Origin of the sequence: Citreicoccus inhibens (genome assembly GCF_019039035.1) — a bacterium.
Taxonomy (GTDB): Bacteria; Myxococcota; Myxococcia; order Myxococcales; family Myxococcaceae; genus Citreicoccus; species Citreicoccus inhibens.
The window spans coordinates 81,106-102,204 of record NZ_JAHNZT010000001.1 but is presented as its reverse complement, the minus strand read 5'-3'; the positions used below and the strand labels follow the sequence as shown (position 1 = coordinate 102,204).

Below are 21,099 nucleotides of genomic sequence, written 5' to 3'. Positions count from 1 at the left end.
ATCGGACCTGGTTGGAGGGGTGATGCCGCGTCGGGCGTTGTGCGGCCTCTGGCGTGAGCGCGCGGACTCAGTGCCCAGCCCCTGCTGGCTCGCTGAAGGCGATGTGCGGGCGCCTGCCCAAAGACGAACGGACGACGCCCAAGAAGTCCACGCGCTGGCGGACGTGCTGGCCGCCGGCGCGCTTGAGGCGCAGGCTCTACGGGGTACGGTTGAGTCTGGCGCGGATGAACGCGTCCACGGAGAACCGGCCGGGGCCGATGAGCAGCATCACCACGGAGATGGACAGGTACACCAGGGCCAGCTCGTAGCTCGCGCCGTGGCCCACGAACGGATCGCCGTTCGCCACCGCGTGGGTGAACACCGCGACGAGCATCGTGAAGAACAGCCCAAGGGACGCGAGCGGCACCAGCGCGCCGAGAATCCACGCCAGCCCGCCACCGAACTCGGAGAGCGCGGCCAGTGCCTGGAACAGCCCGGGCACCGGTGCCGTGGGCCCCATCCAGTGGAAGGGGTCCTGAATCTTGGACGAGCCATGCAGCACGAACGCGAGCCCGGCGACGACGCGCAACATCAGCAGCGCCACGCTCGCGGCATTGGATGGAGGAGCAGGGAAGACGGATGAGAGCTTCATGATGGGACCCAAAGGAGAGCTGTGTGGGGAGAAGTGAAACGCCCCGCCTCCATGTCACGCCATTGCAGTGCGCGCCAGGGGGCTGGAGCGATGTGTCAATCCGTTGGAAGGATTCCATCGAGTCGACGGTGCGGACAACGCGAGGCCTGCTTCCCGGCGTGCGAGGGGGCGTGCGTATACTCCGCCGCCATGACACGCGGCAGCTCCTGGCGCTGGTGGGTGGCCTCGTTCGTCTATTGGACGTTGTCGGGGTTGGCTGCCGCGAGCGAGGCGCACTCCGTGGGCGGCGGCGCCTGGAGCGATGTGTTGCGCACGTCGCTCGTGGCCCACGGTCTCTGGGCCCCGCTCACCTTGGTCGTCATCCAGTTGGGGCTGCGCTTCCCGTTCGAGCGCTCGCACCTCGTCCCCCGGCTCGTGCTGCACGCGGTGGGGGCGTTGCTTGCCTCGGTGGCGCGAGCCGCCGCCATCTACGCGCTCGATCCTTGGATTGGCTGGTACGCCCAGCGCCCGGACTTCTGGGACGTGCTGGAGCACTCGCTGCTCTACAACCCGTTCACCTACTTCACGGTGCTCGGCGTGGCGAACGCGCTCTACTACGCCGAGCAGGTGCGGCTGCGAGAAGGTCAGCTCGCTCGCGCGCAGCTCCATGTCCTCAAGGCGCAGCTGCACCCTCACTTCTTGTTCAACACGCTGCACTCCATCTCCGCGCTGGTTCATCGCAACCCCGATGGCAGTGAGCGGATGATTGCGCGGCTGAGCGACTTGCTGCGCAGCACGCTGGACGCCGCGACGCGTGAGGAGGTTCCGCTGCGCGAGGAGCTGCGCTCGCTCCAGCTCTACCTGGACATCCAAGGCGTGCGCTTCGCGGATCGGCTCACGGTGCATCGGGACATCGACCCGGACACACTGGGCGCGCATGTGCCTCACTTCCTGCTGCAACCGCTCGTGGAGAACGCCATTCAGCACGGCATCGCGCCGGGCTCCGAGCCGGGGACGGTGACGCTGGTTGCTCGCCGTGAAGGCTCCGAGCTGCGCCTCGAAGTGCGCGATGACGGCCTGGGGCTCAAGTCGCCGCCCGAAGCGCTCACCCGGTCTGGTGGTGGCAAGGGCCTGTGGCTCACCCGCGAGCGGCTCACGCAGTTGTACGGCCGAGACCACCGGCTGGAGCTGCGAGACGCCGAAGGGGGTGGCACCGAGGTTCTGCTCGCGTTGCCGTTCCGCGCGGAGACCTCCGCGTGAGCACGCCGATTCGCGTGGTCGTGGTGGACGACGAGCCCCTCGCGAGGGAGCGCCTGCGGGACCTCCTGGCGGAGACCTCGGACATGCAGGTCGTCGCGGAGTGCCGTGACGGCCACGAGGCCATCACGGCACTGGAGGATGAGCGACCGGACCTCGTCTTCCTGGACGTGCAGATGCCCGAGCCGGATGGCTTCGGAGTCATTCGAGCGGTCGCGCCGGAGCGGCTCCCTGAAATCATTTTCGTGACGGCGCATCGGGACTTCGCGGTCCAGGCCTTCGAGGCCAACGCGCTCGACTATCTGCTCAAGCCGTTCGACCGGGAGCGCTTCCAGCAGAGCCTCGCTCGGGCGCGAGAGCGACTGCGAGCCCGCGCCACCCAGCCGGACGCGGAGCTGCTCGCGCGCCTGGAGTCGTTGTCCCAACGGATGGCGCCGCCCGCCGAGCGGTACGTGAGCCGACTGGTGGCGAGGGTAGGGTGGCGGTTGCGCTTCGTCCGGGTCGAGGACATCGACTACCTGTCCTCCGAGGGGAACTACGTCTCGCTGCATGTGGGGAAGGAGTCCTACCTCGCACGGGAGACGCTCAACGCGTTGGAGTCGAAGCTGGACCCGAAGCGCTTCGTGCGCGCGCATCGCTCGTTCATCGTCCAGCTCGACCGGATTGAAGAAGTGGAGCCGCTGCCGCCCGGGGAGTTCGTGTTCGTCCTGCGGGATGGAACGAAGCTCACCTCGGGGCGCAGCTACCGTGCGCGCCTGCAGCGGGCGCTCGACCTGGCGCCCTGACGCAACGTCATCCCGTCCGGTCCACCGTCCATCCCGGACCCTCCACGGCTCATCACATCCTCATGGGGCTGCTCGCGCGTTCGAGCGACCTTGGTCGCGGCAAAGGAGCCGCGCATGAACGTGATTCGTGGAATGGGAGCGAAGGGGTCGTCCGTGGGTGCCCTGCTGGCCGGGGTGTTGATGAGCGTGTCGGGGGCCGCCTGGGCGCAGGGGCCATGGGACGAGGCCTGGGCGTCCGGCGAGGGCGTGGAGGCGCTGTCGCGCGGAGCATGCGAGCCGGGTGGTTCGCTTTTCGCGCCAGGGGAGATCTCCTTGCCGGAGCGCTCCGAGTATCGGCTGTCGCTCTCCGCGGACGGCCAGACGGCCTACTACCACGTGGACACGGCGGAGGCGCCCTATGGGACCATCTACGTCACGCACAAGGTGAATGGGCACTTCGGTCCGGGCGAGGTCGTGTCCTTCTCGGGCACCTTCCACGACTCGGATCCCTTCCTCTCGCCGGATGGGCAGTCGCTCTATTTCTCCTCCATGCGGCCGGTGGACGGCGTGGAGCGCGAGGACTTCGACCTCTGGGTGGTGCACCGCTCCGGCAAGGGGTGGGGCGCGCCTCAGCACCTGGGCAACACCGTGAACTCGCCTCGGCACGAGCTCTTCCCGAGCGTGACCGCGGACGGGACGGTGTACTTCGCGAGCGGCACCTTCGAGACGGACTTCGACATCTACCGCGCGCGCCGCCAGGGCACTGGGTACGCCGCGCCGGAGAACCTGGGCATGGGGGTGAACAGCCCGGACTTCTGGGAGTACAACCCGTGGGTCTCTCCGGACGGGAAGCTGCTCATCTTCGCGTCGCTGAATCGGCCGGGTGGGTATGGCCTGGGTGACCTCTACGTGAGCTTCAACCTCGCGGGCACGTGGACGCGGGCGCTGAACATGGGGCCGGCGGTGAACACGGAGAAGGACGAGTTCCACCCGACGCTGAGCCGCGACCTGCGTCGCCTCTACTTCGTGCGGCAGACGTGGAACCCGTTCACGCCCTCGGACTTCTACAGCCTCGACACGCGCTGCCTCCTGCGCTGAGCGCAGGAGGGGCTGCGGCGCTCTCGTCACCCAGGCCGGAGGGAGCGCCGCGAGAGGCGCGGGAAAGTCGCCTGCCATGCCTCACCTGGGACTGCTTCGCTTCTGAGGGGCAGTCCGAGCGTTCGTGTCCCGGCGGATGGCGCGAGCCTCGGCGGCGTACTCGCCGGGCGACTGTCCCACGACGGACTTGAAGTCTCGGATGAAGTGCGATTGGTCGAAGTAACCCAGGTGCAACGCGAGGCTCGCCATGTCCGGAGCGTCCTCGGCCTCGAGTCGCAGGGCGGCTTCATGGAGGCGGTAGCGTTGCAGGACCCACTTGGGGCTCACACCCACCGCTGCCTTGAACCGTCGCTGGAGCTGGCGCACCGGCAGGCCCGCGAGCGCGGCGACCTGCTCCATGCGCGTGATGTCCGGGTCTCTCGCCAGCCGCTCCACCAGGTCGCGCAGCAGGAGGATCTCCGCGGGCAGGTCGGGGATGCGCGCGAGGAGGAACTCCTCCGCCAGCGCCACGCATCGAAGGACCTCGGACTCCGCGAGGATGGCGTCGCGCAGTGCCTCTCCGGCCGGTCCGAACACGGGCCTCGCGCTGACGGTGCGATCGGTCAGGCGCGACAGCGGAGCCCCCAGGAACGGCTGGAACGCGGCGGGGCGGAACTTGATGCCGAAGACGCGATCCTGCCCGCTCAGCCGTCGGCGGAAGCGCCGCGTCTGCACGCCGGTGAGCTGGCCGCGACCTCGCTCGAAAATCCAATGGATGCACGGGTGCGGCAGCGTCTCGGCCTGGATGGCGGGCAGGCCCCGAAGGTCCCACCGGACGCTCCAGAAGTGCTCGATGAAGGGCGCCAGCGCGGGCGCGGGGTGGAAGCGCTCGTGGGAGATACGGTTCGCGGGCGCACGGCGCTGGAGGACGCCGCGCGGGGCGTCGAGGCGGGAACGACTCACTGCGCCGCATGGTAGGGAGGTGTCGTGTTTTTGCAATCCAGGTCGAGGACGCTCACCTATGTCCCGGCCCACGATTTCCAGCCCGCGTACGGTGTGGGCGGCGACTTTCTCCGCGAGGAAGGACTTCACGATGATGCAGCGAGCCACCGGCCCTTTTGACGTCAAGCTGACCCCGATGCCCCCCGAGGCGCAGGCCAGCGACTCGCCCGTGGGACGGCTGTGGCTCGACAAGCGCTTCCACGGTGAGCTGGACGCGACGAGCGTGGGACAGATGCTCGCGGTGCGCTCCGCCGTGGAGGGCTCGGCGGGCTATGTGGCGATGGAGTGCGTGACGGGAACGCTGAAGGGCCGCACCGGCACATTCTGTCTCCAGCACTCCGGGACGGCGGTGCGTGGCGAGACGTCGCTCATCATCACGGTGGTGCCGGACTCGGGCACGGGGGAACTGCGCGGGCTCTCGGGCTCGGTGAAGATCATCATCGAGAGCGGCGGCAAGCACTTCTACGACTTCGAGTACTCGCTGCCCGAGGTGCCCTGAGCGCGGTGACCCGGCTGCAACCCGTCATGGCGCCGCGCCAGCGAAGGGGGCGCGGCGCCACGGTGGGGAGGCGCGAGACTCCGCTACCGCCGTGAGTCGCGCCGGGCCTGCTGTCGTCGCCCCTGCGCGGTGCGGTGCGCCACCGTGTTGACCGAGCTGAAGCGCCGCTGCTTCTGCGCGCCACCCCGAGACTTCTGTCGCCGCACGTAGCCTGCCGGAGCGGCGGCCTTCTTGGCGCCGCGGACCCGTGAGGTCTTGGCCACCGAGGCCCGCCGGGTCGCCGTGGCCTTGCGCGCTGGAGCCTGCTTGCGCGCGGTCGCGGCTCGCTTGCCAGTCGCGCTCTTGCGGACCCGCGCCGCGGGCTTCGTGCTCGGTGCCGCGCGCTCCAGGAGCGCGAGCCTTGCCTCGAATCGTCCCAGGGCTTGTTGGAACAGCACCGCCTTGCGCCGGGTGTTCGCATTGCCCTGGGCCCTGCGGCCGCGTGTGGCGGGACGCTTGCCGCGCGCCTCCCCCATCAATCGCCGCGCCCGCAGCGCATAGCGGTCCTTCAGTCCCCGCGCCCGCTTCACCAGGGATTTGAGTTCCCGCTGCGTCAGTGCCGCCAGATTGCGTGGAGCGCTGGCGAGCACCAGCCGCATCTCCCGCTCGTTCATCAACGCCGTCGCCGAATCCCTCACGCCGCTCATGGGTGCCCCCCCTCCGAGACCTGCCTGTCCTCGCGAACGGTTGCCCCCACGCCCCAACCCGGCAAGGCGCTCCACCCAGCCGCCCGCTCCGTCGCCCCACCCCCGGGTGCGGGCCGCTGTGCCCTCCTGGGCAAATGTTTCCAAGGGCTTGCCCTGTCTCCGGGCCTCATCTCGATTTCTAAATCAGCGGGACACAACTGTTTGTCGGATATTTCGAGAATAGGAGTACCTCTCCCCACTTTGGGTGCGCCGCCATGAAAGTTCGCAACGACCTTCCGAAGCCCACCGTCTCCCGCTCCCCCGACACGAAGCCCGCGAGCGCCTCGGGGCAGGGGTCGTCCAAGGGCGTGGGATTCACCCAGGCGTCCAGCTTCGCGCCCCAGGCGCGCCCGGCCCCGGTGGCGCTGAAGAACACGCTCGCCGCGCCCCCGAAGCCGGGCCCCATCGCGCTCGACAGCGCGCAGGGCAAGGCGGCCATCCAGACGACGGTGGACTTCCTCCAGACGCAGAGCGCGCAGTCCGCGGGCCGGGGCATCGTCCCCACGCCCGTCCTCAGCGGGGCGGACTTCTCGCCGCGCACGGTGGAGCAGGACACGCTGGGCATGACGCACGTGCGGATGGACCGCGTCAGCGAGGGCACGCCTGTCTTCGGTGAGCAGGTCATCGGGCACCTGGCCAACGATGGCCGCGTGGAGAGCGTCACCGGAGACCTCTCCGCCATCCCGCCCGGGCTGGGCTCGTCCAAGACGAAGCTGTCCGCCGAGCAGGCGCTGGCCGTCGCACAGCGGGACTTCGCGGGCAAGACGGACCGCGCGCCGACCACCGAGCGCGTCCTCTTCAAGGCGAACGACGGCGCGTACCACGTCGCGTACCACGTGGAGCTGAGCAACACGACGGACGTGGGCCAGGGCAAGGACCCGCGCAAGATGAACTACCTGGTCGACGCCAACACCGGGAAGGTGCTGGAGCAGTTCAACCAGCTCGGCGGCTTCGAGGGCGTGCGCGGCAAGAAGGGCAAGCCCACCACGACCCCGACGACCCCGACGACCCCGTCGCAGCCCACGACGACGGGCAAGGCCGACGACACCACGCAGTACAGCGGCAAGGTGCGGATCGGCAGCACGAAGAACGCGGATGGCACGTACAGCCTGGAGGACAAGTCGCGTGGCCAGGGCGTGGTGACGCGCGACGCGCTCAACCGAGACCCGGAGTCCACCTCGACGAAGAACGCGCCCATCACCGACAACAACGACGTCTGGGGCGAGAAGACGGATCCCGCTCGCAACAAGGACGCGGTGGATGCGCAGTACGGAGCGCAGGCCACGTATGACTTCTACAAGGACGTGCTCGGCCGCGACTCCATCGACGGCAAGGGCGAGAAGCTCATCTCTGACGTGCACGTGGGCGACAAGTTCAACAACGCCTACTGGGACGGCGAGAAGATGAACTACGGCGATGGCGACGGCCAGACGTTCGGGTCGCTCACTACGCTGGACATCGCGGGCCACGAAATCACCCACGGCCTCACCGAGCGCACCGCCGGCCTCAAGTACCGGGGCGAGTCTGGCGCGCTCAACGAGGCGATGAGCGACATCCTCGGCACGGGCGTGGAGTGGCACGAGAGCAAGACGAACAGCGCGGTGAAGTTCGATTGGACGGTGGGCGAGGACACCTTCACGCCGAACAACGGCGACCCCACCGACGGCCTGCGTGACCTGAGCGACCCCACGAAGGACGGCCAGTCCCGCGACAACTACTCCAAGCTCTACACCGGCATGCAGGACAACGGCGGCGTGCACCTCAACTCGGGCATCGCGAACAACGCCTTCTATCTGCTGTCCGAGGGCGGGAAGAACCGCACCTCCGGCGTCGAGGTGAAGGACGGCATCGGCATCGAGAAGAGCCTGAAGGTCTTCTCTCGCGCGCTGACGTTCTACATGACGCCGAACACCAACTTCGCCCAGGCGAAGGAGGCCACCTTCAAGGCGGCCCAGGACCTCTACGGCAAGGACTCCCCGGAGGCGAAGAAGGTGCTGGAGAGCTGGAACGCGGTGGGCGTGAAGTAGTCGCCCCTCGGGGACGCGGCGAAGCTGGGCTCAGACGTCTTGCTCCCAGCTTGGCCGGACGCCATCGAGCCACGGGCGGAGCATCTGCCCCACGACCTCGATGGCGAGCCCCGTGCCCGTCCGCCGGAAGATGGCGTAGGGCGTGAACGACTCAAGGGGCGTCATGTCCTGGTGGCAGTCTTCGCGGGTGAACGCGGCGAAGAGCGGGATGGCCTCGCGGTTGTCGGGCCAGCTGAAGACATACCGCTGCGCCTCGGCCTCCCAGCGCTCCTCGCCCGGAGGCGTGGCGAAGTTGACGCCATCGTTCTCTTGGTCCCGAAACGCGGCGTCCGTGTCGGGCGTCTCGAGCTCGGAGAAGAGGAGCCGGTGGTGGACCGCGTCGTCTGCCTCGTCATTCCAATACTGCGCGACGAGGAGCGCGGCGGAGCGCAGGTGGGGATGCCTTTGAAAGTGGTCGAGCACCACCGGCTCGACCTGCGCCTTCAAGAGGTGCTCGCGCAGGGCCGCGGCCTTCGCGGGGGAGTACTTGAGGTGGTTCATGTCGTGCCCAGGCAGAGCGCCACCTGCTCGCGGCGTGCGTCGTCGGAGAGCCGGTGCATGTAGCACTCGAGGATGAGGGGTGTACCGTCCGCGCCGCGCTCTCGGGCCCAGGCGAGCCCGAAGGTGTCACGCGTCAGGGGATGATGCGCGTCCCGGTCCCCGGGATTGGCGGACACGTGCACCTCGTGGATGGAGGGATAGTCCTGGAGCCGCCGCCACACCGAATCTGGCAGCAGGCCACCGGCGCGTTGGATGTGCAGATGCGAGACATCCACCGCCAACCGCAGGCCCAGTGACATGGCCCGGTCAATCGCGGCCCCCGTGCCCAGCGCATAGCCTGGGTACATGGTCTCCACCGTCAGCGTTTGATACGCGCCGGCTTCCACCCGGTGCGCCCAGGGCTCGCGCGCGGGGTCCACGTCGCGCGGAGGGTGGACGGAGTCCGAGTCGACGCGGCACGCGGCATCAGAGGCCCAGACCTGCCGCCGCATCGCGCTCGGCGTGAAGCCATGGTGCGTGCGAAAGGGCACGCCCCGCTGGCGCAGGTCCTCCACGAATCCGTCGGTGGGGGCATTGCCGGGCGTGAGCTGGAGTCCGTCCGCGCCGAGCGCGAGCAGCGTCTCGGCGGCGTCATGCATGGGGCGACCTTGAAGACAACTCAACGCGAGGAGGAGCATGGTGCGCGGTGTCCGGTGGGCACGGCTTCGGAGCGAAGTGTCTCCGAAGTCGTGTCTCTTGCCCACGGCCTTCGCGCGGGGCGAACGCGACGCGTGCGGGCTCAGTGGGGCGAGGTTCCGGGGGCCTCGTCCGCGTGCTCGCCATGGGTGTACAGGGTCTGGAGCGCGTGGAGCAGCACGCGCGGGTCTCGCTCACCGGGGTAGACGGGAGGCGGCTCCTTCTCCAGCCCCAAGAGTGAGAACACCGCGGCCTGCGCGGAGCGCACCGAGTACTCCACGGTGAACACGACGTCCTTGGGCTGCTCGCAGAAGTTGCCGATGAAGGCGAGGTTCTCCCAGCCCTCCGGCACGACGTGCGGCCGGTCGGTGGGGCCGCGTGTGAGGAATTGGCTGGTGATGAAAGGCATCATGCAGGGGATGCTGTTCGCGCCGCGCAGAAGGGTGGGCAGCTCCTTCTGGAAGCCCAGGTGGTTGCACAGCTCGATGAACAGCTCCGCTCCCGAGCACTCCGACATGGCCTTCTGCACGAAGTTGCCCACGCGGTCCGGGAACAATCCGTAGCCCCAGAACACGGTGACGCCCGGTGGCTGGTGCCGGTAGTAGGGCTGGTGCGCGAGCACCACGGACATGAGCCAGTTCGAGTCCTTGACCGTCACCAGGCCGCCCTCGCCCGCGACGTTGCCGGTGAAGTCCTCCATGAGGCGGAAGAACAGCGGGTCCTGAAGTGTCACGGTGAACGAGGGCCACTTCGACTCGTCCACCCGCTCATCGAACACCGAGGGCCGGCCGAACTCGGGGCGCCCCTTCGCGATGCGCTCCCACAGCATCCACGAGCCGCCGTCGCGCCGGGTGCCCTCGCCCTGGGGCGGCGCGTTCATGGAACCGTAGCGCGTGCCCGAGGTCATCGACCCGTTGGTGACGAAGACGAGGTCGGACGCGTTGAGCGCGATGGTCCCGTCGCGTTGACCGCGGTGGAAGTGAATGCCGCTGACGCGCTGGCGGTCCCCCGCGGGCTGGAAGTCCAGGTCGCGCACCTCCATGCCCAGCTCGAAGTGCACGCCTTGCTGCTGGAGCCACGCCTGGAGCGGCAGCACGACCGAGTCGTACTGGTTGAACGGCGTGCGGTCCACGCCCGCCAGCGTGTTGATGCGGGGGAACTCGTGGACGAAGCGGTGCAGGTAGCGCCGGAACTCGACGGCGCTGTGCCACGGCTGGAACGCGAACATCGTGGCCCACATGAACCAGAACGTCGTCTGGAAGAAGCCGGGCGAGAAGCACTCGTCCACGCGCTTGCGGCCCAGGGACGCCTCGCTGCGCGCGATGATTTCAATGAGGTCCAGCCGGTCCTTGCGAGAGAACCCCATCTGCGTCACGTCGAGCTTGCGGCCGTGCTCCACGAGCCGGCAGTGGGACTCGGTGGGGTGCGCCTCGTTGAACTGGTCGATGTCGTCCTTCACCGATTGGCCAGGGCGGTCCAGGGATGGGATGAACGACAGCAGGTCGTAGGTGCACCGGTAGGAGAAGTTGAACATCCGGCCGCCGCGCAGGATGTAGCCGTTCTCGGGGGTGCCGCCGCCGTCCAGGCTGCCTCCCAGGATGGGGCTCTCTTCCAGGACGAAGACCTGCGCGCCGGGGAGCCCGCCCTCGCGAATCAGATAGGCCGCCGTGGCCATGCCCGCGATGCCGCCGCCGATGATGTAGGCCCTGCGCCCCGCCGCTGTCTTCCCCGCCATGTCGCACCCCCGTGTCCGATTGCCAGGAAAGGGTAGGGCTCCCATTCCTCGCGGGGCCTGTCCGGGCGAGCGGCGGAACAGGCGGTCGCTGTTATGGGAGCGGAAGACGCGGTGGACATCGACTCGGATTCCAGAGCAAGAGCCGGAGTGCCGGGCTCCCTGCTCACGATTACCGTCGTGTCATGAGCCTCACAGAGCCAATGCGGGAGACCCACACCATGCGAGCCAAGCGACAGGCGACCGCCGCCGCCGTCGAGCAGGACCCCCGTTGGGCGGCGGTCCGCGCCCGGGACGAGCACGCGGACGGGTCGTTCTTCTATTCCGTCCGGACCACGGGGGTGTACTGCCGCCCCTCGTGCGCCTCGCGTTCCGCGCATCCGCGGAACGTCGCGTTCCACGCCAGCGCGGCGGAGGCGGAGCGGGCCGGCTTCCGGCCCTGCAAGCGCTGCAAGCCGGACCAGCCTCCGCTCGCCGAGCGACAGGCGGCCCAGGTGGCCGAGCTGTGTCGGATGTTGGAGCGGAGCGAGGACACGCCTTCGCTGGAGTCGCTGGCCCAGCACGTGGGCCTGAGCGTCTTTCACACGCACCGCCTCTTCAAGGCGCTCACCGGCGTGACGCCCAAGGCGTATGCGCAGGCCTTCCGTGCGCGGCGCGTGCAGGAGGAGCTCCAGTCGCGCGACTCGGTGACGGAGGCCATCTATGGCGCGGGCTATGCCTCCTCGGGGCGCTTCTACGCTGATGCCCCCGCGATGCTCGGCATGACGCCCTCGCGGTATCGGACCGGTGGCGTGGACCTGGAGATCCGCTTCGCGATGGGGCGCTGCTCGCTGGGAGACGTGCTGGTCGCCGCCACCGAGCGCGGCGTCTGCGCCATCCTCCTGGGCGACGACCCCGAGGCCTTGCTCCATGACCTGGAGCAGCGCTTCCCTCGCGCTCGGCTCGTGGGCGCCGATGCCGCGTTCGAGGCGTGGGTCGCCACGGTGGTCGGCCTGGTGGAGAACCCGCGCGTGGGCGTCACGCTCCCGCTCGACATCCAGGGCACCGCGTTCCAGCGGCGCGTCTGGGAGGCGCTGCGGGCCATCCCCGTGGGGGAGACGGTGAGCTACGCGGACATCGCGAACGCCATCGGCGCCCCCAAGGCGGTCCGCGCCGTGGCCCGCGCCTGCGCGTCCAATGCGCTGGCGGTCGCCATTCCCTGCCACCGCGTCGTGCGCGCGGACGGAGACGTGTCGGGCTACCGCTGGGGGGTCGAGCGCAAGCGCGTGTTGCTCGCCCGCGAGGCCCGGTCATGAGCGCGCTGGCTTCACGCCTCACGCCCGCCCGAGACCTCTCGCACCGGGTCGCCGCGCTGGACTGGGCTCGCATCACCGCGGACCTGGATGCCCAGGGCGCCGCGCAGGTGGAGCGGTTGCTGGCACCCGCCGAGTGCGAGGCCCTCGCGGGGCTGTATCCGCGTGAGGACGTCTTCCGCAGCCGCGTGGTGATGGGGCGTCATGGCTTTGGCCGCGGCGAATACCAGTACTTCGCCCACCCGCTGCCGGACACCGTCGCACGGCTGCGCGAGAGCTTCTATCCGCGCCTCGTGCCCATCGCGAACCGCTGGCACACCGCGATGGGCGTGGACGTCCACTTCCCCGAATCCCACGCGGACTTCCTCGCGCGCTGCCACGCCGCGGGACAGCTCCGCCCGACGCCGCTGCTCCTGCGCTACGGCGAAGGGGATTACAACTGCCTGCACCAGGACCTCTACGGCGAGCACGTCTTCCCGCTCCAGGTGGCCGTGCTCCTCTCCGAGCCCGGGCGCGACTTCACCGGCGGGGAGTTCGTGATGACGGAGCAGCGCCCGCGCATGCAGTCGCGGCCCATGGTGCTCTCGCTCCGCCAGGGGGACGCCGTCGTCTTCGCCGTGCACCAGCGCCCCGTCCAGGGCACGCGCGGCGTCTACCGCGTGAACCTCCGTCACGGCGTCAGCCGCCTGCATTCGGGCGCGCGCCACACGGTGGGCATCATCTTCCACGACGCGACCTGACCGGCGTGCCGCCCTCCCTCCGCGCCGGTGGACTTGCGTGCTTATATTAGTGCTTATATATGTCCGTGACGGGAGCGGGGCTCCGCCCGCCTTCCGCACAGGAGCGCACGAAGATGCGTGGAGACCGAAGCGCGACGTGGTGGGTGGGAGTGCTCTCGCTGTCTGCCAGTGTCGCCTGGGGGCAGCCGGGGCCTCGGGCCGCGCAGCCAGGCGCGCGGGCGGAGCGCGCCGGGCCTCGGCCGCTCTCCGTCGCGGAGCGGAGTGCCGCGCTGGATGCCATTGTCGCGTCGCTGCGCGCGTCGTACGTCTTCCCGGAGAAGGTGCCCGGGCTCGTGGAGCGGCTGACCCAGGCGCGCAAGGCGGGGCGCTATGACGGCACGGACCCCGTGCGCTTGGGCGAGCTTGTCACCGAGGACCTCGTGGCGGCCTCGGGTGATCATCACCTGTACCTGGGCTTCGAGCCGCCGCGGTACGAGGACCTCCGAAAGGAGGCCGCTCGGGGCGAGAGCGCTGACGCGGAGTTCGCGTTCTGGCGTGAGCGGGCCGCGCGCGACCATCACGGTCTGGCCGAGCAGCGCATCCTCCCGGGCAACATCCGCTACCTGCGCATCTCCGCGTTCGAGTGGGTGCGCGACCAGACGGGCGCCGTCTATGACGAGGCCCTGCGCTTCTTGAAGGACGGCGACGCCGTCATCATCGACCTGCGCGGCAATGGCGGTGGCTCACACGGGGCGGTGCGCTACCTCGTCAGCCACTTCCTGGACGAGGACACGCTGGAGATGACGTTCCTCGAACGCTCGAAGCCGGACGAGCAGTCGCGCGCCTTGGGACACCTGCCGGCCGGACGGCTCAAGGGCAAGCCGCTGTATGTGTTGATTGACGGAGACGTCGCCTCGGCGGCGGAGGCCTTCGCCTACGACGTGCAGCAGTTCAAGCTGGGCGAGCTGGTGGGCGCGAAGACCATGGGCGCGGCCAACAACAACCAGTTCGTGCCCATCGCGCCGGGCTTCGTCTTGAGCGTGTCCATGGGGCGCCCGGTCCACGCCGTCAGCCACACCAACTGGGAAGGCGTGGGCATCACCCCGACCGTCGAGGCGATTCCCTTCCAGGCCCTGGAGGTGGCGCAGTCACTCGCGCTGAAGCGGCTGGCCCAGACCCCGGGTCTGTCCCCCGAGGTTCGCGCCGGGTACGCGTGGGCCCAGGCGGGCGCGGAGGCCCGGCTGCATCCCGTGGAGCTGACGACGGCGCGCATCCAGGAGCTCACCGGCCAGTACGGCGACATGGAGGTGAAGTGGCGCGAGGGCGCGATGTGGATGTCGCGTCCTGACCGCCCCCTGCGCCGGCTGGCGCCCATGACGGCGGACGGGTGGTTCACGGTGGATGGCGTGGACGCGCTGCGCGTGCACATCACGCCCAAGGCCGTGGAGACGCAGTGGCTGGGAGCGCCTGCTCCGCGCGTCTATCCGAGGACCTGACGGACGCGGCTCACGAGGCGGGGCGGAAGCGCATCACGCTCCACACGGCGTCGAGCGAGATGAGGCGCACGCCCTCGATGGAGTGCTTGGCGAGGTGGTTCCAGAGCACGTCCCGGTTGAGGTCCGTGTCGAGCTGCCCCGCCTTCGGATAGGCCGCCCAGGCGAGGCGGTCCGCCTTCGCGGCCTCGACGAGGGGCGCGCACTTCGCGTCGACCTCGGCCAGGGACTTGAAGAACACCAGGAGGCCCTCCGCCTTCGCGGACGGGGTGACGGCGACATCGCCCAGGTCGACGTTCGCGGGCTTGCCCACGACGCGCAGCTTCATGCCGTCCTTCAGGTTCAACTTCTTCGCGAGGCTCAAGGGACTCTCCTTCGCGCTACCGAGGCGCTCGCGCGCCATCATGCCGCGAAGCGCTCCTGGCGCGAGGAGATGTGCGAGGCCTCACGCCTCGCGCGGGAGGAGCAGGGACCACAGGCGCGTGTCGCGCAGGAGCAAGCCGCCCCACATGAAGGCCGCCAGGTAGAGGGGGAAGAGGGTGTGGCTGAACAGGGGATTGCTCAGCCTCACGTGGGTGGCGATGGCGCCCCCCAGAAATCCCGTGAGGTAGATGGCGCCGAGCACCGAGGTGCGAGGGAGGCAGTACAGCACCGTCCCCACGAGCACGAGCACGCCAATGGGTACCACCGCGCTCGCGTCGTAGCCCAGCTGCGTGGTGGCCGCGACGACGGGCGTCAGCTGGATGAGCTTGGTGATGCCGTCCATGAGAAGGAACGCCACCGCGAGTCCGCTCAGGACGCGCCCCGCCCACAGCTGCTTCTTCGAGTGGGTCTGCATGTACCGCTCCGTGTGTTGGGCCGGGAGTCATTCCCCGCCTTCATCACGGCAACGAGTGACCTGTCCGTGGATCGACACGCCCCGTGTCTTTTCTTCGAGTGGGCCCAAGTGCCTGGATTTCGAGGCCGGGGGTGATGCAGGGGCTACAGCGACCTGGGCTTGCGTGACGGGGGCGGCGGGGCGGGCGGGGTGAAGCCGCGCTCGCGCATCAAGGCATCGAGCGTCGCGTCATGGCCTCGGAAGGCGCGGTAGCCGTCGAAGGGGTCCACCGTGTTGCCCACGGCCAGGACGTGCGCGCGCAGTCGCTCCGCGACCTGGGGCACCTGGGCGCGGGGGGCCTTGAGGAACGCCTCGAAGGCATCGGCTGCCAGCACGTCCGCCCACAGGTAGCGGTAGTAGCCCGCCGCGTAGGCGTCACTGGAGAACACGTGCCCGAAGTGGGGCATGCGAAAGCGCATGCTGACCTCCGAGGGCGCGCCGAGCTGCTCGAGCGTCTCCCGCTCGAAGGCGGCGGGATTAATGGGGTCTCGGGTGTCCAGGTGCAGCTTCATCTCCACGAGCGCCGAGAGGAGGAAGTCGACCATGGCGCAGCCCTGGTTGAACGTGGCGGCCTTCTTGATTTTCGCCATCAGCGCCGCGGGCATCGGCTGGCCCGTGGTGGCGTGTCGCGCGAAGCGGTTGAGCACCTCGGGCGCGCCCACCCAGTGCTCGAAGAGCTTGGCGGGGAACTCGCTGTAGTCGCGCACCACGCGCGTGCCCGCGAGCGAGGGATAGGCCACGTCCGAGCTGAGCTCCTGCACCGCGTGACCGAACTCGTGGAAGAGCGTCTGGGCGTCGCGCCAGGCCAGGAGCGCGGGCGTGCCGGGCGCGGGCTTCACGAAGGGCATGCTGCTGGCCACGATGGACGTCACCTCGCCCCGGAAGCGCTCCTGGGTGCGAAAGGGCGTCGTCTGGCCTCCGTTGTATTTGCCCGGTCGGGCGTACGGGTCGAAGAAGAAGAGGCCCGCGGGCCGACCCGTCGCGCGGCGTGTCACGGTGAAGACGCGCACGTCCGGGTGATAGACGGGCACGCCCACCGCGGGCGCGAAGTCGAGCCCGAAGTACTCACCGGCCAGCCAGAACATCCCCTCGCGCAGCGTCTCCAACTGGAGATAGGGCTGAATCTCGGCCTCGTTCAGGTCGTACTTCTGCTTGCGCACCTTCTCCGCGTAATAGCGGGAGTCCCACGGGGCGATGGGCTCCTTCTGGCCCGAGCGCTCGGCGATGGCGCGCATGTCCGCCACCTCTTCGTGGACCCGCGCCACCGCGGGCTTCCACATCGTCTCCATCAGGTCGAGGGCCTTCTCGGGTGTCTTCACCATCGTCGGCGCGAGCTGCCGATGCGCGAAGGTCGGGTACCCCATGAGCCGTGCCTGCTCGGCGCGCAGGGAGAGCATCTCGGTGATGATCGCGTTGTTGTCATGCGCGTCGCCGTGGTCGCCGCGGTCGTTGTACGCGCGCCAGACCTTCTCGCGGAGGTCCCGTCGGTCCGAGTACGTGAGGAAGTCCGCCACCGAGGAGCGCGTGTTGGCGACGACCCACTGGCCCTTCTTGCCCTGGGACTCGGCCTCGGACGCCAGGCCCTTGCGCACGGAGTCCGGCAACCCGGCGAGGTCGTCCTCGCGGGTGAGCACCACGGACCGGGCCTCGTCCGCGAGCATGTTCTGGGTGAAGGTCGTGGAGAGCTGCGCGCGGCGCTGGTTGATGGCGGCCAGCCGCTGTCCGCTCGCCGAGTCGAGCAGGGCGCCCGAGTTCACGAAGTCCCGGTAGTAGACATCGACGAGCCGTTGCTGCTCCCGAGACAGCTCTGTCTTCTGGGCCGAGTCGTGGACCGCCTTCACGCGGGCAAAGAGCTGCGCGTTCCGCGACGGCTCATCCCAGAACGCCGAGAGCCTGGGCGCCATCTCTCGCTCCACGGCCTGGAACTCCGGCGTGGCCACGAACGAGGACCACGCATTGTAGACGCGGTACACCCGGTTGAACGCGCGGCCGGAGTCCTCCAGCGGGACGATGGTGTTCTCGAACGTGGGCGCCTCCGTCGAGTTCGCGATGGCATCCACCTCGCGGCGGTGGTCGTCCATCGCCACCTCGAACGCGGGACGGAACAGCTCCATCTTCACGCGGTCGAAGGGAGGCACCCCGTCCTGGGGCCCCGTCCAGGGCTCCAGCAGGGGATTCGACTCGGCCCGCGCGCTCAGCCCCAGGCCCAGCACCCAAAGACAGACGATTCTGTGAAAGGTCATGTTGACAGAATAGAAAGTGATATTGTTTCACAGCCATCGAATTGAATTCGGCAAGGAGCCCCGGGTGAGCACGCTGGACCGAATCGATCGTGAAATTCTGGCCGCCCTTCAGAACAATGCGCGGCTGTCCAACAAGGAGCTGGCGGCGCAGGTGGGGTTGGCGCCCTCGTCGTGCCTCACGCGCGTGCGCCGCCTGGAGACGGAGGGCGTCATCTCCGCGTACCGCGCGGACCTGGATGCGCGGAAGCTGGGGCTGGGGCTCCAGGCGCTCATCGCCGTGCAGCTCCGCCTCCACGTGGGCGAGGCGTTCGGGAGCATCGGGGACCACCTGCGCTCCCTGCCGGAGACCGTCGCCGTCTACTGCCTTGGCGGGACGACCGACTTCCTCGTGCACGTGGTGTGTCGGGATACCGAGCACCTGCGCATCCTGACCATCCAGTCCTTCACCAGCCGGCCCGAGGTGAGCCGCATCGAGACCTCGCTGGTGTTCTCGTTCTCGCGCTCGGGGCTGCCCGTGGAGCGCGGAGGCTGAGCCTCCACCTTCAGCGCCGGGAAGGCTTCTCGGGTGTCTGGGGAAACAGCCGCTCCGCCATGTGCGTCACGAAGGCCCGCACCTTGGGCGAGGGGTGCCGGCTGGCCGGCCAGAGGATGCGGTACGTGCCCACGTCTCGCGTGAAGTCCTCCAGCACGGAGACGAGCGTGCCCGCGCGGAGCTGGTCGCTCACGTTGTAGAGGGGCACGCATGTGACGCCCAGCCCCTGCTCGGCCATGAAGATCAACGGGTCGATCGTGGTCGCCACGATGGTGGTGGGCAGCTCCAGCTCGAGCCGCGTGCGTCCGCGCTTCAGGGGCCAGCGCGCCAGCTTGCCCGTGGAGGGGAAGCGGTGGAGCAGGCACGCGTGGGACTTCAGGTCGTCTGGCGTGCGTGGCGTGCCCTGCCGCGCGAAGTACGCTGGAGCCCCGACCACGCGATAGCCGAAGGTCCCCAGCGTGCGCATCATCAGCCGCGAGTCATCCGTGCCGCCGCTGCGGATGACGGCGTCGAAGCCCTCCTCGATGACGTCCACCAGCCGGTCGGTGAAGTCGAGCTCCAGCTCGATGTCGGGATAGGCGCGCATGAACTGGGTGATGGCGGAGAGCATCAGCGTGCCCGCCAGGGGCAGGCTGACGCGCAGCTTGCCGCGCGGCGCGGCGGTGGCCTGGGCCAGCTCCAACTCGGCGGCCTCTATCTCTCCGAAGATGCGCCGGCATCGATCCAGGAACAGCGCGCCCTCCGCGGTGAGCGTGATGCTCCGCGTGCTGCGATGAAACAGCCGCACCCCCAGGCGCTCCTCCAGCCGCGCCACGGCCTTGCCCACCGCCGAGGACGACACGCCCAGCTTGCGCCCCGCGACCGTGAAGCTCCGTGCCTCCGCCACCTGAACGAAGGCGCTCAGCGCCCCGAGGCTGTCCATTTGCCTGTGCTCCATTGCGGACATCTGTGTCCGATGTATTCGGAACCTTAATCGGATTCTCCAAAATGAGCGGGGCCTTAGGTTGTGTCGCGGCGGTCCTCTCCGGCCGCGCCTTCCTCGTGGAGACATCCGTGCATCCATCATCCGAGCGCTTCCCCTGGTCCGGGCTGTTGGCCCTGGCGATGGCGGGCTTCATCGTCATCCTCACCGAGGCCCTGCCCGCGGGCCTGCTCCCCCTCATGAGCGCGGACCTCGGCGTCCCCGAGTCCCTGGTGGGGCAGCTCGTCACGTCCTACGCGCTCGGCTCGCTGGTGACCGCCATCCCCGTGACGGCCGCGACCTCGGGCTGGCGGCGCAGGCCGTTGCTGCTCGCGGTCCTCGTGGGCTTCATCATCGTGAACACCGCCACCGCGCTGTCGCGGCACTTCGTCCTGACGCTCGTCACGCGGTTCGTCGCGGGCATGTTCGCGGGGCTCCTGTGGGCGCTGCTCGCGGGCTACGCGAGCCGCATGGTGTCCGAGCACCTGCGAGGCCGGGCCATCGCCGTGGCCATGGTGGGCGCGCCCATCGCCCTGTCGATGGGCATCCCCGCTGGAACGCTGCTGGGCGCGGTGATGGGGTGGCGCTCCACCTTCGGCGTGATGAGCGCGCTCACCGTGGGGCTCCTGGTCTGGGTGCTGGGCTCGGTCCCCGACTTCGCGGGGCAGGCGGCCGAGGCGCGGCTCCCCTTGCGCCGGGTGGCGGCCACGCCGGGGCTGAAGGCCGTGCTCTTCGTCACCTTCAGCTTCGTGCTCGCGCACAACATGCTCTACACGTACATCGCTCCGTTCCTGGCACCCTCCGGGCTCGCGGGACGGGTGGACGCCGTGCTGTTTGTCTTTGGACTCGCGGGCCTGCTGGGCATCTGGGGCGTGGGCGTGCTGATTGACCGTTGGCTGCGGGCGCTGGTGCTGGGCAGCACGCTGCTCTTCCTGGGCGCGGCCGTGTCGCTGGGCGTGAGCGGGGCCGTGGCGGTGGTGGCGTATGTCGCGGTGGCGGTGTGGGGCCTCGCGTTCGGCGGCGCGGCGACGTTGTTCCAGACGGCCTCGGCGAACACGGCGGGCAACGCCTCGGATGTGGCGCAGTCCATGGTGGTCACCGTGTGGGGGATGGCCATGGCGGGAGGTGGGCTGGTGGGGGGCGTGCTGATGGAGACCCTGGGCGTGGCCTCGCTCTCCTGGGGCGTGAGCGTCCTCCTGGTGTCCACGTTCCTGGTGACCTGGCGGGCCCGCGCCCACGGCTTCCCCGCCGCGTCGCGAGGGTGAGCGCCCCGCGCGCGGAGGGGCGTGTCACGGGGCCGCGAATTCGACCAGGATGGCGCGATGGTTCGAGCGGCCTTCGTTCAGGAGTACGGCCCAGGGCGCATGGCGCCCGAGATGCGGGCCGTGCTCGACGTCCTCCGCGCGCGCGATGTGCCCGTGGAGCCGTTCACCGCCAAGCGGCTGGAGCGCCGGCGGCTTCCGCTGTCGCGGGACACGTTGGTCGCGGGGGACGTGCCCACCGTGCTGTGCGCGCTGAAGCTCTTGGGCCTCGAGCCGCCGCCCACCCGGGACTATCCCTCCAGCCTGACGGCCCTGCTGTGTCGACGCGTGTGGCCGAGCACCGTCCGACAGCTGAAGGCCCAGGTGCTTCAAGGCTCGGCGGGGCCGGTTTTCGCGAAGCCCGGTGAGCGGCGCAAGCGCTTCACGGGCCACGTCTTCCGCGACGTGGACGACCTGCTCGCGCTGGAGAGCGCCTCGGCGAGCACGCCACTGTGGTGCTCCGAGGTGGTCGAGTGGCGCAGCGAGTTCCGTGTGTTCGTCATCCACGGCGTCATCGTGGGGGTGCGCCACTACGCGGGAGACCCCACCGTGCGCTTGGATGACGCGCGGGTGGCGGAGGCTGTCGCGACCCTGGCGTCGGCGGGGGAGGGCACGGCGGGGTACGCGGTGGACTTCGGTGTCCTGTCCACGGGCGAGACGGCGCTGGTGGAGTGGAACGATGGCTTCTCGCTCGGGGCCTATGGGCTGCCTCCAGAGGAGTACACCCGGCTCACGGTCGCGCGGTGGTGTGAGTTGATGGGTGCCTGACGCCG

Annotated in this window: 21 protein-coding genes; 11 read left to right on the top strand and 10 right to left on the bottom strand. The window is 69.3% G+C overall.

Annotation, left to right across the window (positions count from 1 at the left end):
- Window positions 1–196: 196 nt before the first annotated feature.
- Window positions 197–631 (bottom strand): DoxX family protein, encoded by a 435-nt coding sequence (locus KRR26_RS00505; RefSeq protein WP_120205631.1) that lies wholly within the window; start codon window positions 629–631, stop codon window positions 197–199.
- 189 nt (window positions 632–820) lie between these two features.
- Between KRR26_RS00505 and KRR26_RS00500 the strand changes: the two genes are divergently transcribed.
- The 3 genes from KRR26_RS00500 (at window position 821) to KRR26_RS00490 (ending at window position 3,729) form a co-directional block, all read left to right on the top strand.
- Window positions 821–1,870 (top strand): sensor histidine kinase, encoded by a 1,050-nt coding sequence (locus KRR26_RS00500; protein WP_217078858.1) that lies wholly within the window; start codon window positions 821–823, stop codon window positions 1,868–1,870.
- Entirely contained in the window at window positions 1,867–2,652 is a 786-nt protein-coding gene (locus tag KRR26_RS37550; protein WP_217078857.1) for a LytR/AlgR family response regulator transcription factor, read from the top strand. The genes KRR26_RS00500 and KRR26_RS37550 overlap by 4 nt, the downstream gene beginning before the upstream one ends.
- 114 nt (window positions 2,653–2,766) lie before the next feature.
- Window positions 2,767–3,729, top strand: a complete 963-nt coding sequence (locus tag KRR26_RS00490; protein WP_233576837.1) for a TolB family protein — start codon at window positions 2,767–2,769, stop codon at window positions 3,727–3,729.
- An 81-nt stretch (window positions 3,730–3,810) separates the two neighbouring features.
- On the opposite strand, the gene KRR26_RS37545 is transcribed toward KRR26_RS00490, so the two are convergent.
- Window positions 3,811–4,671: a DUF6597 domain-containing transcriptional factor gene (locus tag KRR26_RS37545; RefSeq protein WP_217078856.1), complete on the bottom strand. Its 861-nt coding sequence runs from the start codon at window positions 4,669–4,671 to the stop codon at window positions 3,811–3,813.
- A gap of 130 nt (window positions 4,672–4,801) precedes the next feature.
- Here KRR26_RS37545 and KRR26_RS00480 point away from each other — a divergent pair, with 130 nt between their 5' ends.
- Window positions 4,802–5,209 carry a DUF3224 domain-containing protein gene (locus KRR26_RS00480; RefSeq protein WP_217078855.1) on the top strand — a complete coding sequence of 136 codons (408 nt, stop codon included), beginning with the start codon at window positions 4,802–4,804 and terminating at the stop codon, window positions 5,207–5,209.
- Between the two features lie 83 nt (window positions 5,210–5,292).
- Here the strand turns inward: KRR26_RS00480 and KRR26_RS00475 are convergent, their stop codons facing one another.
- Window positions 5,293–5,895: a hypothetical protein gene (locus KRR26_RS00475; protein ID WP_120205404.1), complete on the bottom strand. Its 603-nt coding sequence runs from the start codon at window positions 5,893–5,895 to the stop codon at window positions 5,293–5,295.
- Window positions 5,896–6,149: 254 nt separating this feature from the next.
- Here KRR26_RS00475 and KRR26_RS00470 point away from each other — a divergent pair, with 254 nt between their 5' ends.
- Window positions 6,150–7,961, top strand: coding sequence for a M4 family metallopeptidase (locus KRR26_RS00470; protein WP_217078854.1), 1,812 nt, complete (start codon window positions 6,150–6,152; stop codon window positions 7,959–7,961).
- A gap of 30 nt (window positions 7,962–7,991) precedes the next feature.
- Here KRR26_RS00470 and KRR26_RS00465 read toward each other — a convergent pair whose 3' ends face one another.
- The 3 genes from KRR26_RS00465 to KRR26_RS00455 form a co-directional block, all read right to left on the bottom strand.
- Window positions 7,992–8,501 carry a hypothetical protein gene (locus KRR26_RS00465; protein ID WP_217078853.1) on the bottom strand — a complete coding sequence of 170 codons (510 nt, stop codon included), beginning with the start codon at window positions 8,499–8,501 and terminating at the stop codon, window positions 7,992–7,994.
- On the bottom strand, window positions 8,498–9,139 hold the full coding sequence (locus KRR26_RS00460; RefSeq protein WP_217078852.1) for a hypothetical protein: 642 nt from the start codon (window positions 9,137–9,139) through the stop codon (window positions 8,498–8,500). The genes KRR26_RS00465 and KRR26_RS00460 overlap by 4 nt, the downstream gene beginning before the upstream one ends.
- Window positions 9,140–9,279: 140 nt before the next feature.
- Window positions 9,280–10,911, bottom strand: a complete 1,632-nt coding sequence (locus KRR26_RS00455) for an oleate hydratase (protein WP_217078851.1) — start codon at window positions 10,909–10,911, stop codon at window positions 9,280–9,282.
- Between the two features lie 218 nt (window positions 10,912–11,129).
- Here KRR26_RS00455 and ada point away from each other — a divergent pair, with 218 nt between their 5' ends.
- From ada to KRR26_RS00440, 3 genes are all read left to right on the top strand, one after another.
- Window positions 11,130–12,203 carry a bifunctional DNA-binding transcriptional regulator/O6-methylguanine-DNA methyltransferase Ada gene (gene ada / locus KRR26_RS00450; RefSeq protein WP_120205635.1) on the top strand — a complete coding sequence of 358 codons (1,074 nt, stop codon included), beginning with the start codon at window positions 11,130–11,132 and terminating at the stop codon, window positions 12,201–12,203.
- Window positions 12,200–12,940, top strand: a complete 741-nt coding sequence (locus tag KRR26_RS00445; RefSeq protein WP_120205413.1) for a 2OG-Fe(II) oxygenase — start codon at window positions 12,200–12,202, stop codon at window positions 12,938–12,940. The genes ada and KRR26_RS00445 overlap by 4 nt, the downstream gene beginning before the upstream one ends.
- 113 nt (window positions 12,941–13,053) lie before the next feature.
- Window positions 13,054–14,415, top strand: coding sequence for a S41 family peptidase (locus KRR26_RS00440; protein ID WP_217078850.1), 1,362 nt, complete (start codon window positions 13,054–13,056; stop codon window positions 14,413–14,415).
- A gap of 10 nt (window positions 14,416–14,425) precedes the next feature.
- On the opposite strand, the gene KRR26_RS00435 is transcribed toward KRR26_RS00440, so the two are convergent.
- From KRR26_RS00435 to KRR26_RS00425, 3 genes are all read right to left on the bottom strand, one after another.
- Window positions 14,426–14,776: a hypothetical protein gene (locus tag KRR26_RS00435; RefSeq protein WP_233576838.1), complete on the bottom strand. Its 351-nt coding sequence runs from the start codon at window positions 14,774–14,776 to the stop codon at window positions 14,426–14,428.
- A gap of 81 nt (window positions 14,777–14,857) precedes the next feature.
- Window positions 14,858–15,250 carry a DoxX family protein gene (locus KRR26_RS00430; RefSeq protein WP_120205416.1) on the bottom strand — a complete coding sequence of 131 codons (393 nt, stop codon included), beginning with the start codon at window positions 15,248–15,250 and terminating at the stop codon, window positions 14,858–14,860.
- A gap of 143 nt (window positions 15,251–15,393) precedes the next feature.
- Window positions 15,394–17,532: a M3 family metallopeptidase gene (locus KRR26_RS00425; protein ID WP_217078849.1), complete on the bottom strand. Its 2,139-nt coding sequence runs from the start codon at window positions 17,530–17,532 to the stop codon at window positions 15,394–15,396.
- Between the two features lie 64 nt (window positions 17,533–17,596).
- Between KRR26_RS00425 and KRR26_RS00420 the strand changes: the two genes are divergently transcribed.
- Entirely contained in the window at window positions 17,597–18,064 is a 468-nt protein-coding gene (locus KRR26_RS00420) for an Lrp/AsnC family transcriptional regulator (RefSeq protein WP_120205419.1), read from the top strand.
- Between the two features lie 10 nt (window positions 18,065–18,074).
- Here KRR26_RS00420 and KRR26_RS00415 read toward each other — a convergent pair whose 3' ends face one another.
- Window positions 18,075–18,986, bottom strand: a complete 912-nt coding sequence (locus tag KRR26_RS00415) for a LysR family transcriptional regulator (RefSeq protein WP_120205421.1) — start codon at window positions 18,984–18,986, stop codon at window positions 18,075–18,077.
- A gap of 131 nt (window positions 18,987–19,117) precedes the next feature.
- On the opposite strand from KRR26_RS00415, the gene KRR26_RS00410 reads away from it, so the two are divergent.
- Both KRR26_RS00410 and KRR26_RS00405 read left to right on the top strand, forming a co-directional pair.
- Window positions 19,118–20,290: an MFS transporter gene (locus tag KRR26_RS00410; protein WP_233576839.1), complete on the top strand. Its 1,173-nt coding sequence runs from the start codon at window positions 19,118–19,120 to the stop codon at window positions 20,288–20,290.
- A 57-nt stretch (window positions 20,291–20,347) separates the two neighbouring features.
- A complete protein-coding gene (locus tag KRR26_RS00405; protein WP_217078848.1) occupies window positions 20,348–21,094 on the top strand; it encodes an ATP-grasp domain-containing protein in 747 nt (248 codons plus the stop codon).
- The last annotated feature ends 5 nt before the right edge of the window (window positions 21,095–21,099 follow it).

Excerpts from the sequence above, each read along its gene's own strand:
- KRR26_RS00505 (WP_120205631.1), bottom strand. The coding sequence starts at position 631 with ATGAAGCTCTCATCCGTCTTCCCTGCTCCTCCATCCAATGCCGCGAGC.
- KRR26_RS00500 (WP_217078858.1), top strand. The coding sequence starts at position 821 with ATGACACGCGGCAGCTCCTGGCGCTGGTGGGTGGCCTCGTTCGTCTAT.
- KRR26_RS00490 (WP_233576837.1), top strand. The coding sequence starts at position 2,767 with ATGAACGTGATTCGTGGAATGGGAGCGAAGGGGTCGTCCGTGGGTGCC.
- KRR26_RS00480 (WP_217078855.1), top strand. The coding sequence starts at position 4,802 with ATGATGCAGCGAGCCACCGGCCCTTTTGACGTCAAGCTGACCCCGATG.
- KRR26_RS00475 (WP_120205404.1), bottom strand. The coding sequence starts at position 5,895 with ATGAGCGGCGTGAGGGATTCGGCGACGGCGTTGATGAACGAGCGGGAG.
- KRR26_RS00470 (WP_217078854.1), top strand. The coding sequence starts at position 6,150 with ATGAAAGTTCGCAACGACCTTCCGAAGCCCACCGTCTCCCGCTCCCCC.
- KRR26_RS00465 (WP_217078853.1), bottom strand. The coding sequence starts at position 8,501 with ATGAACCACCTCAAGTACTCCCCCGCGAAGGCCGCGGCCCTGCGCGAG.
- KRR26_RS00460 (WP_217078852.1), bottom strand. The coding sequence starts at position 9,139 with ATGCATGACGCCGCCGAGACGCTGCTCGCGCTCGGCGCGGACGGACTC.
- KRR26_RS00455 (WP_217078851.1), bottom strand. The coding sequence starts at position 10,911 with ATGGCGGGGAAGACAGCGGCGGGGCGCAGGGCCTACATCATCGGCGGC.
- ada (WP_120205635.1), top strand. The coding sequence starts at position 11,130 with ATGCGAGCCAAGCGACAGGCGACCGCCGCCGCCGTCGAGCAGGACCCC.
- KRR26_RS00445 (WP_120205413.1), top strand. The coding sequence starts at position 12,200 with ATGAGCGCGCTGGCTTCACGCCTCACGCCCGCCCGAGACCTCTCGCAC.
- KRR26_RS00440 (WP_217078850.1), top strand. The coding sequence starts at position 13,054 with ATGCGTGGAGACCGAAGCGCGACGTGGTGGGTGGGAGTGCTCTCGCTG.
- KRR26_RS00430 (WP_120205416.1), bottom strand. The coding sequence starts at position 15,250 with ATGCAGACCCACTCGAAGAAGCAGCTGTGGGCGGGGCGCGTCCTGAGC.
- KRR26_RS00425 (WP_217078849.1), bottom strand. The coding sequence starts at position 17,532 with ATGACCTTTCACAGAATCGTCTGTCTTTGGGTGCTGGGCCTGGGGCTG.
- KRR26_RS00415 (WP_120205421.1), bottom strand. The coding sequence starts at position 18,986 with ATGGACAGCCTCGGGGCGCTGAGCGCCTTCGTTCAGGTGGCGGAGGCA.
- KRR26_RS00405 (WP_217078848.1), top strand. The coding sequence starts at position 20,348 with ATGGTTCGAGCGGCCTTCGTTCAGGAGTACGGCCCAGGGCGCATGGCG.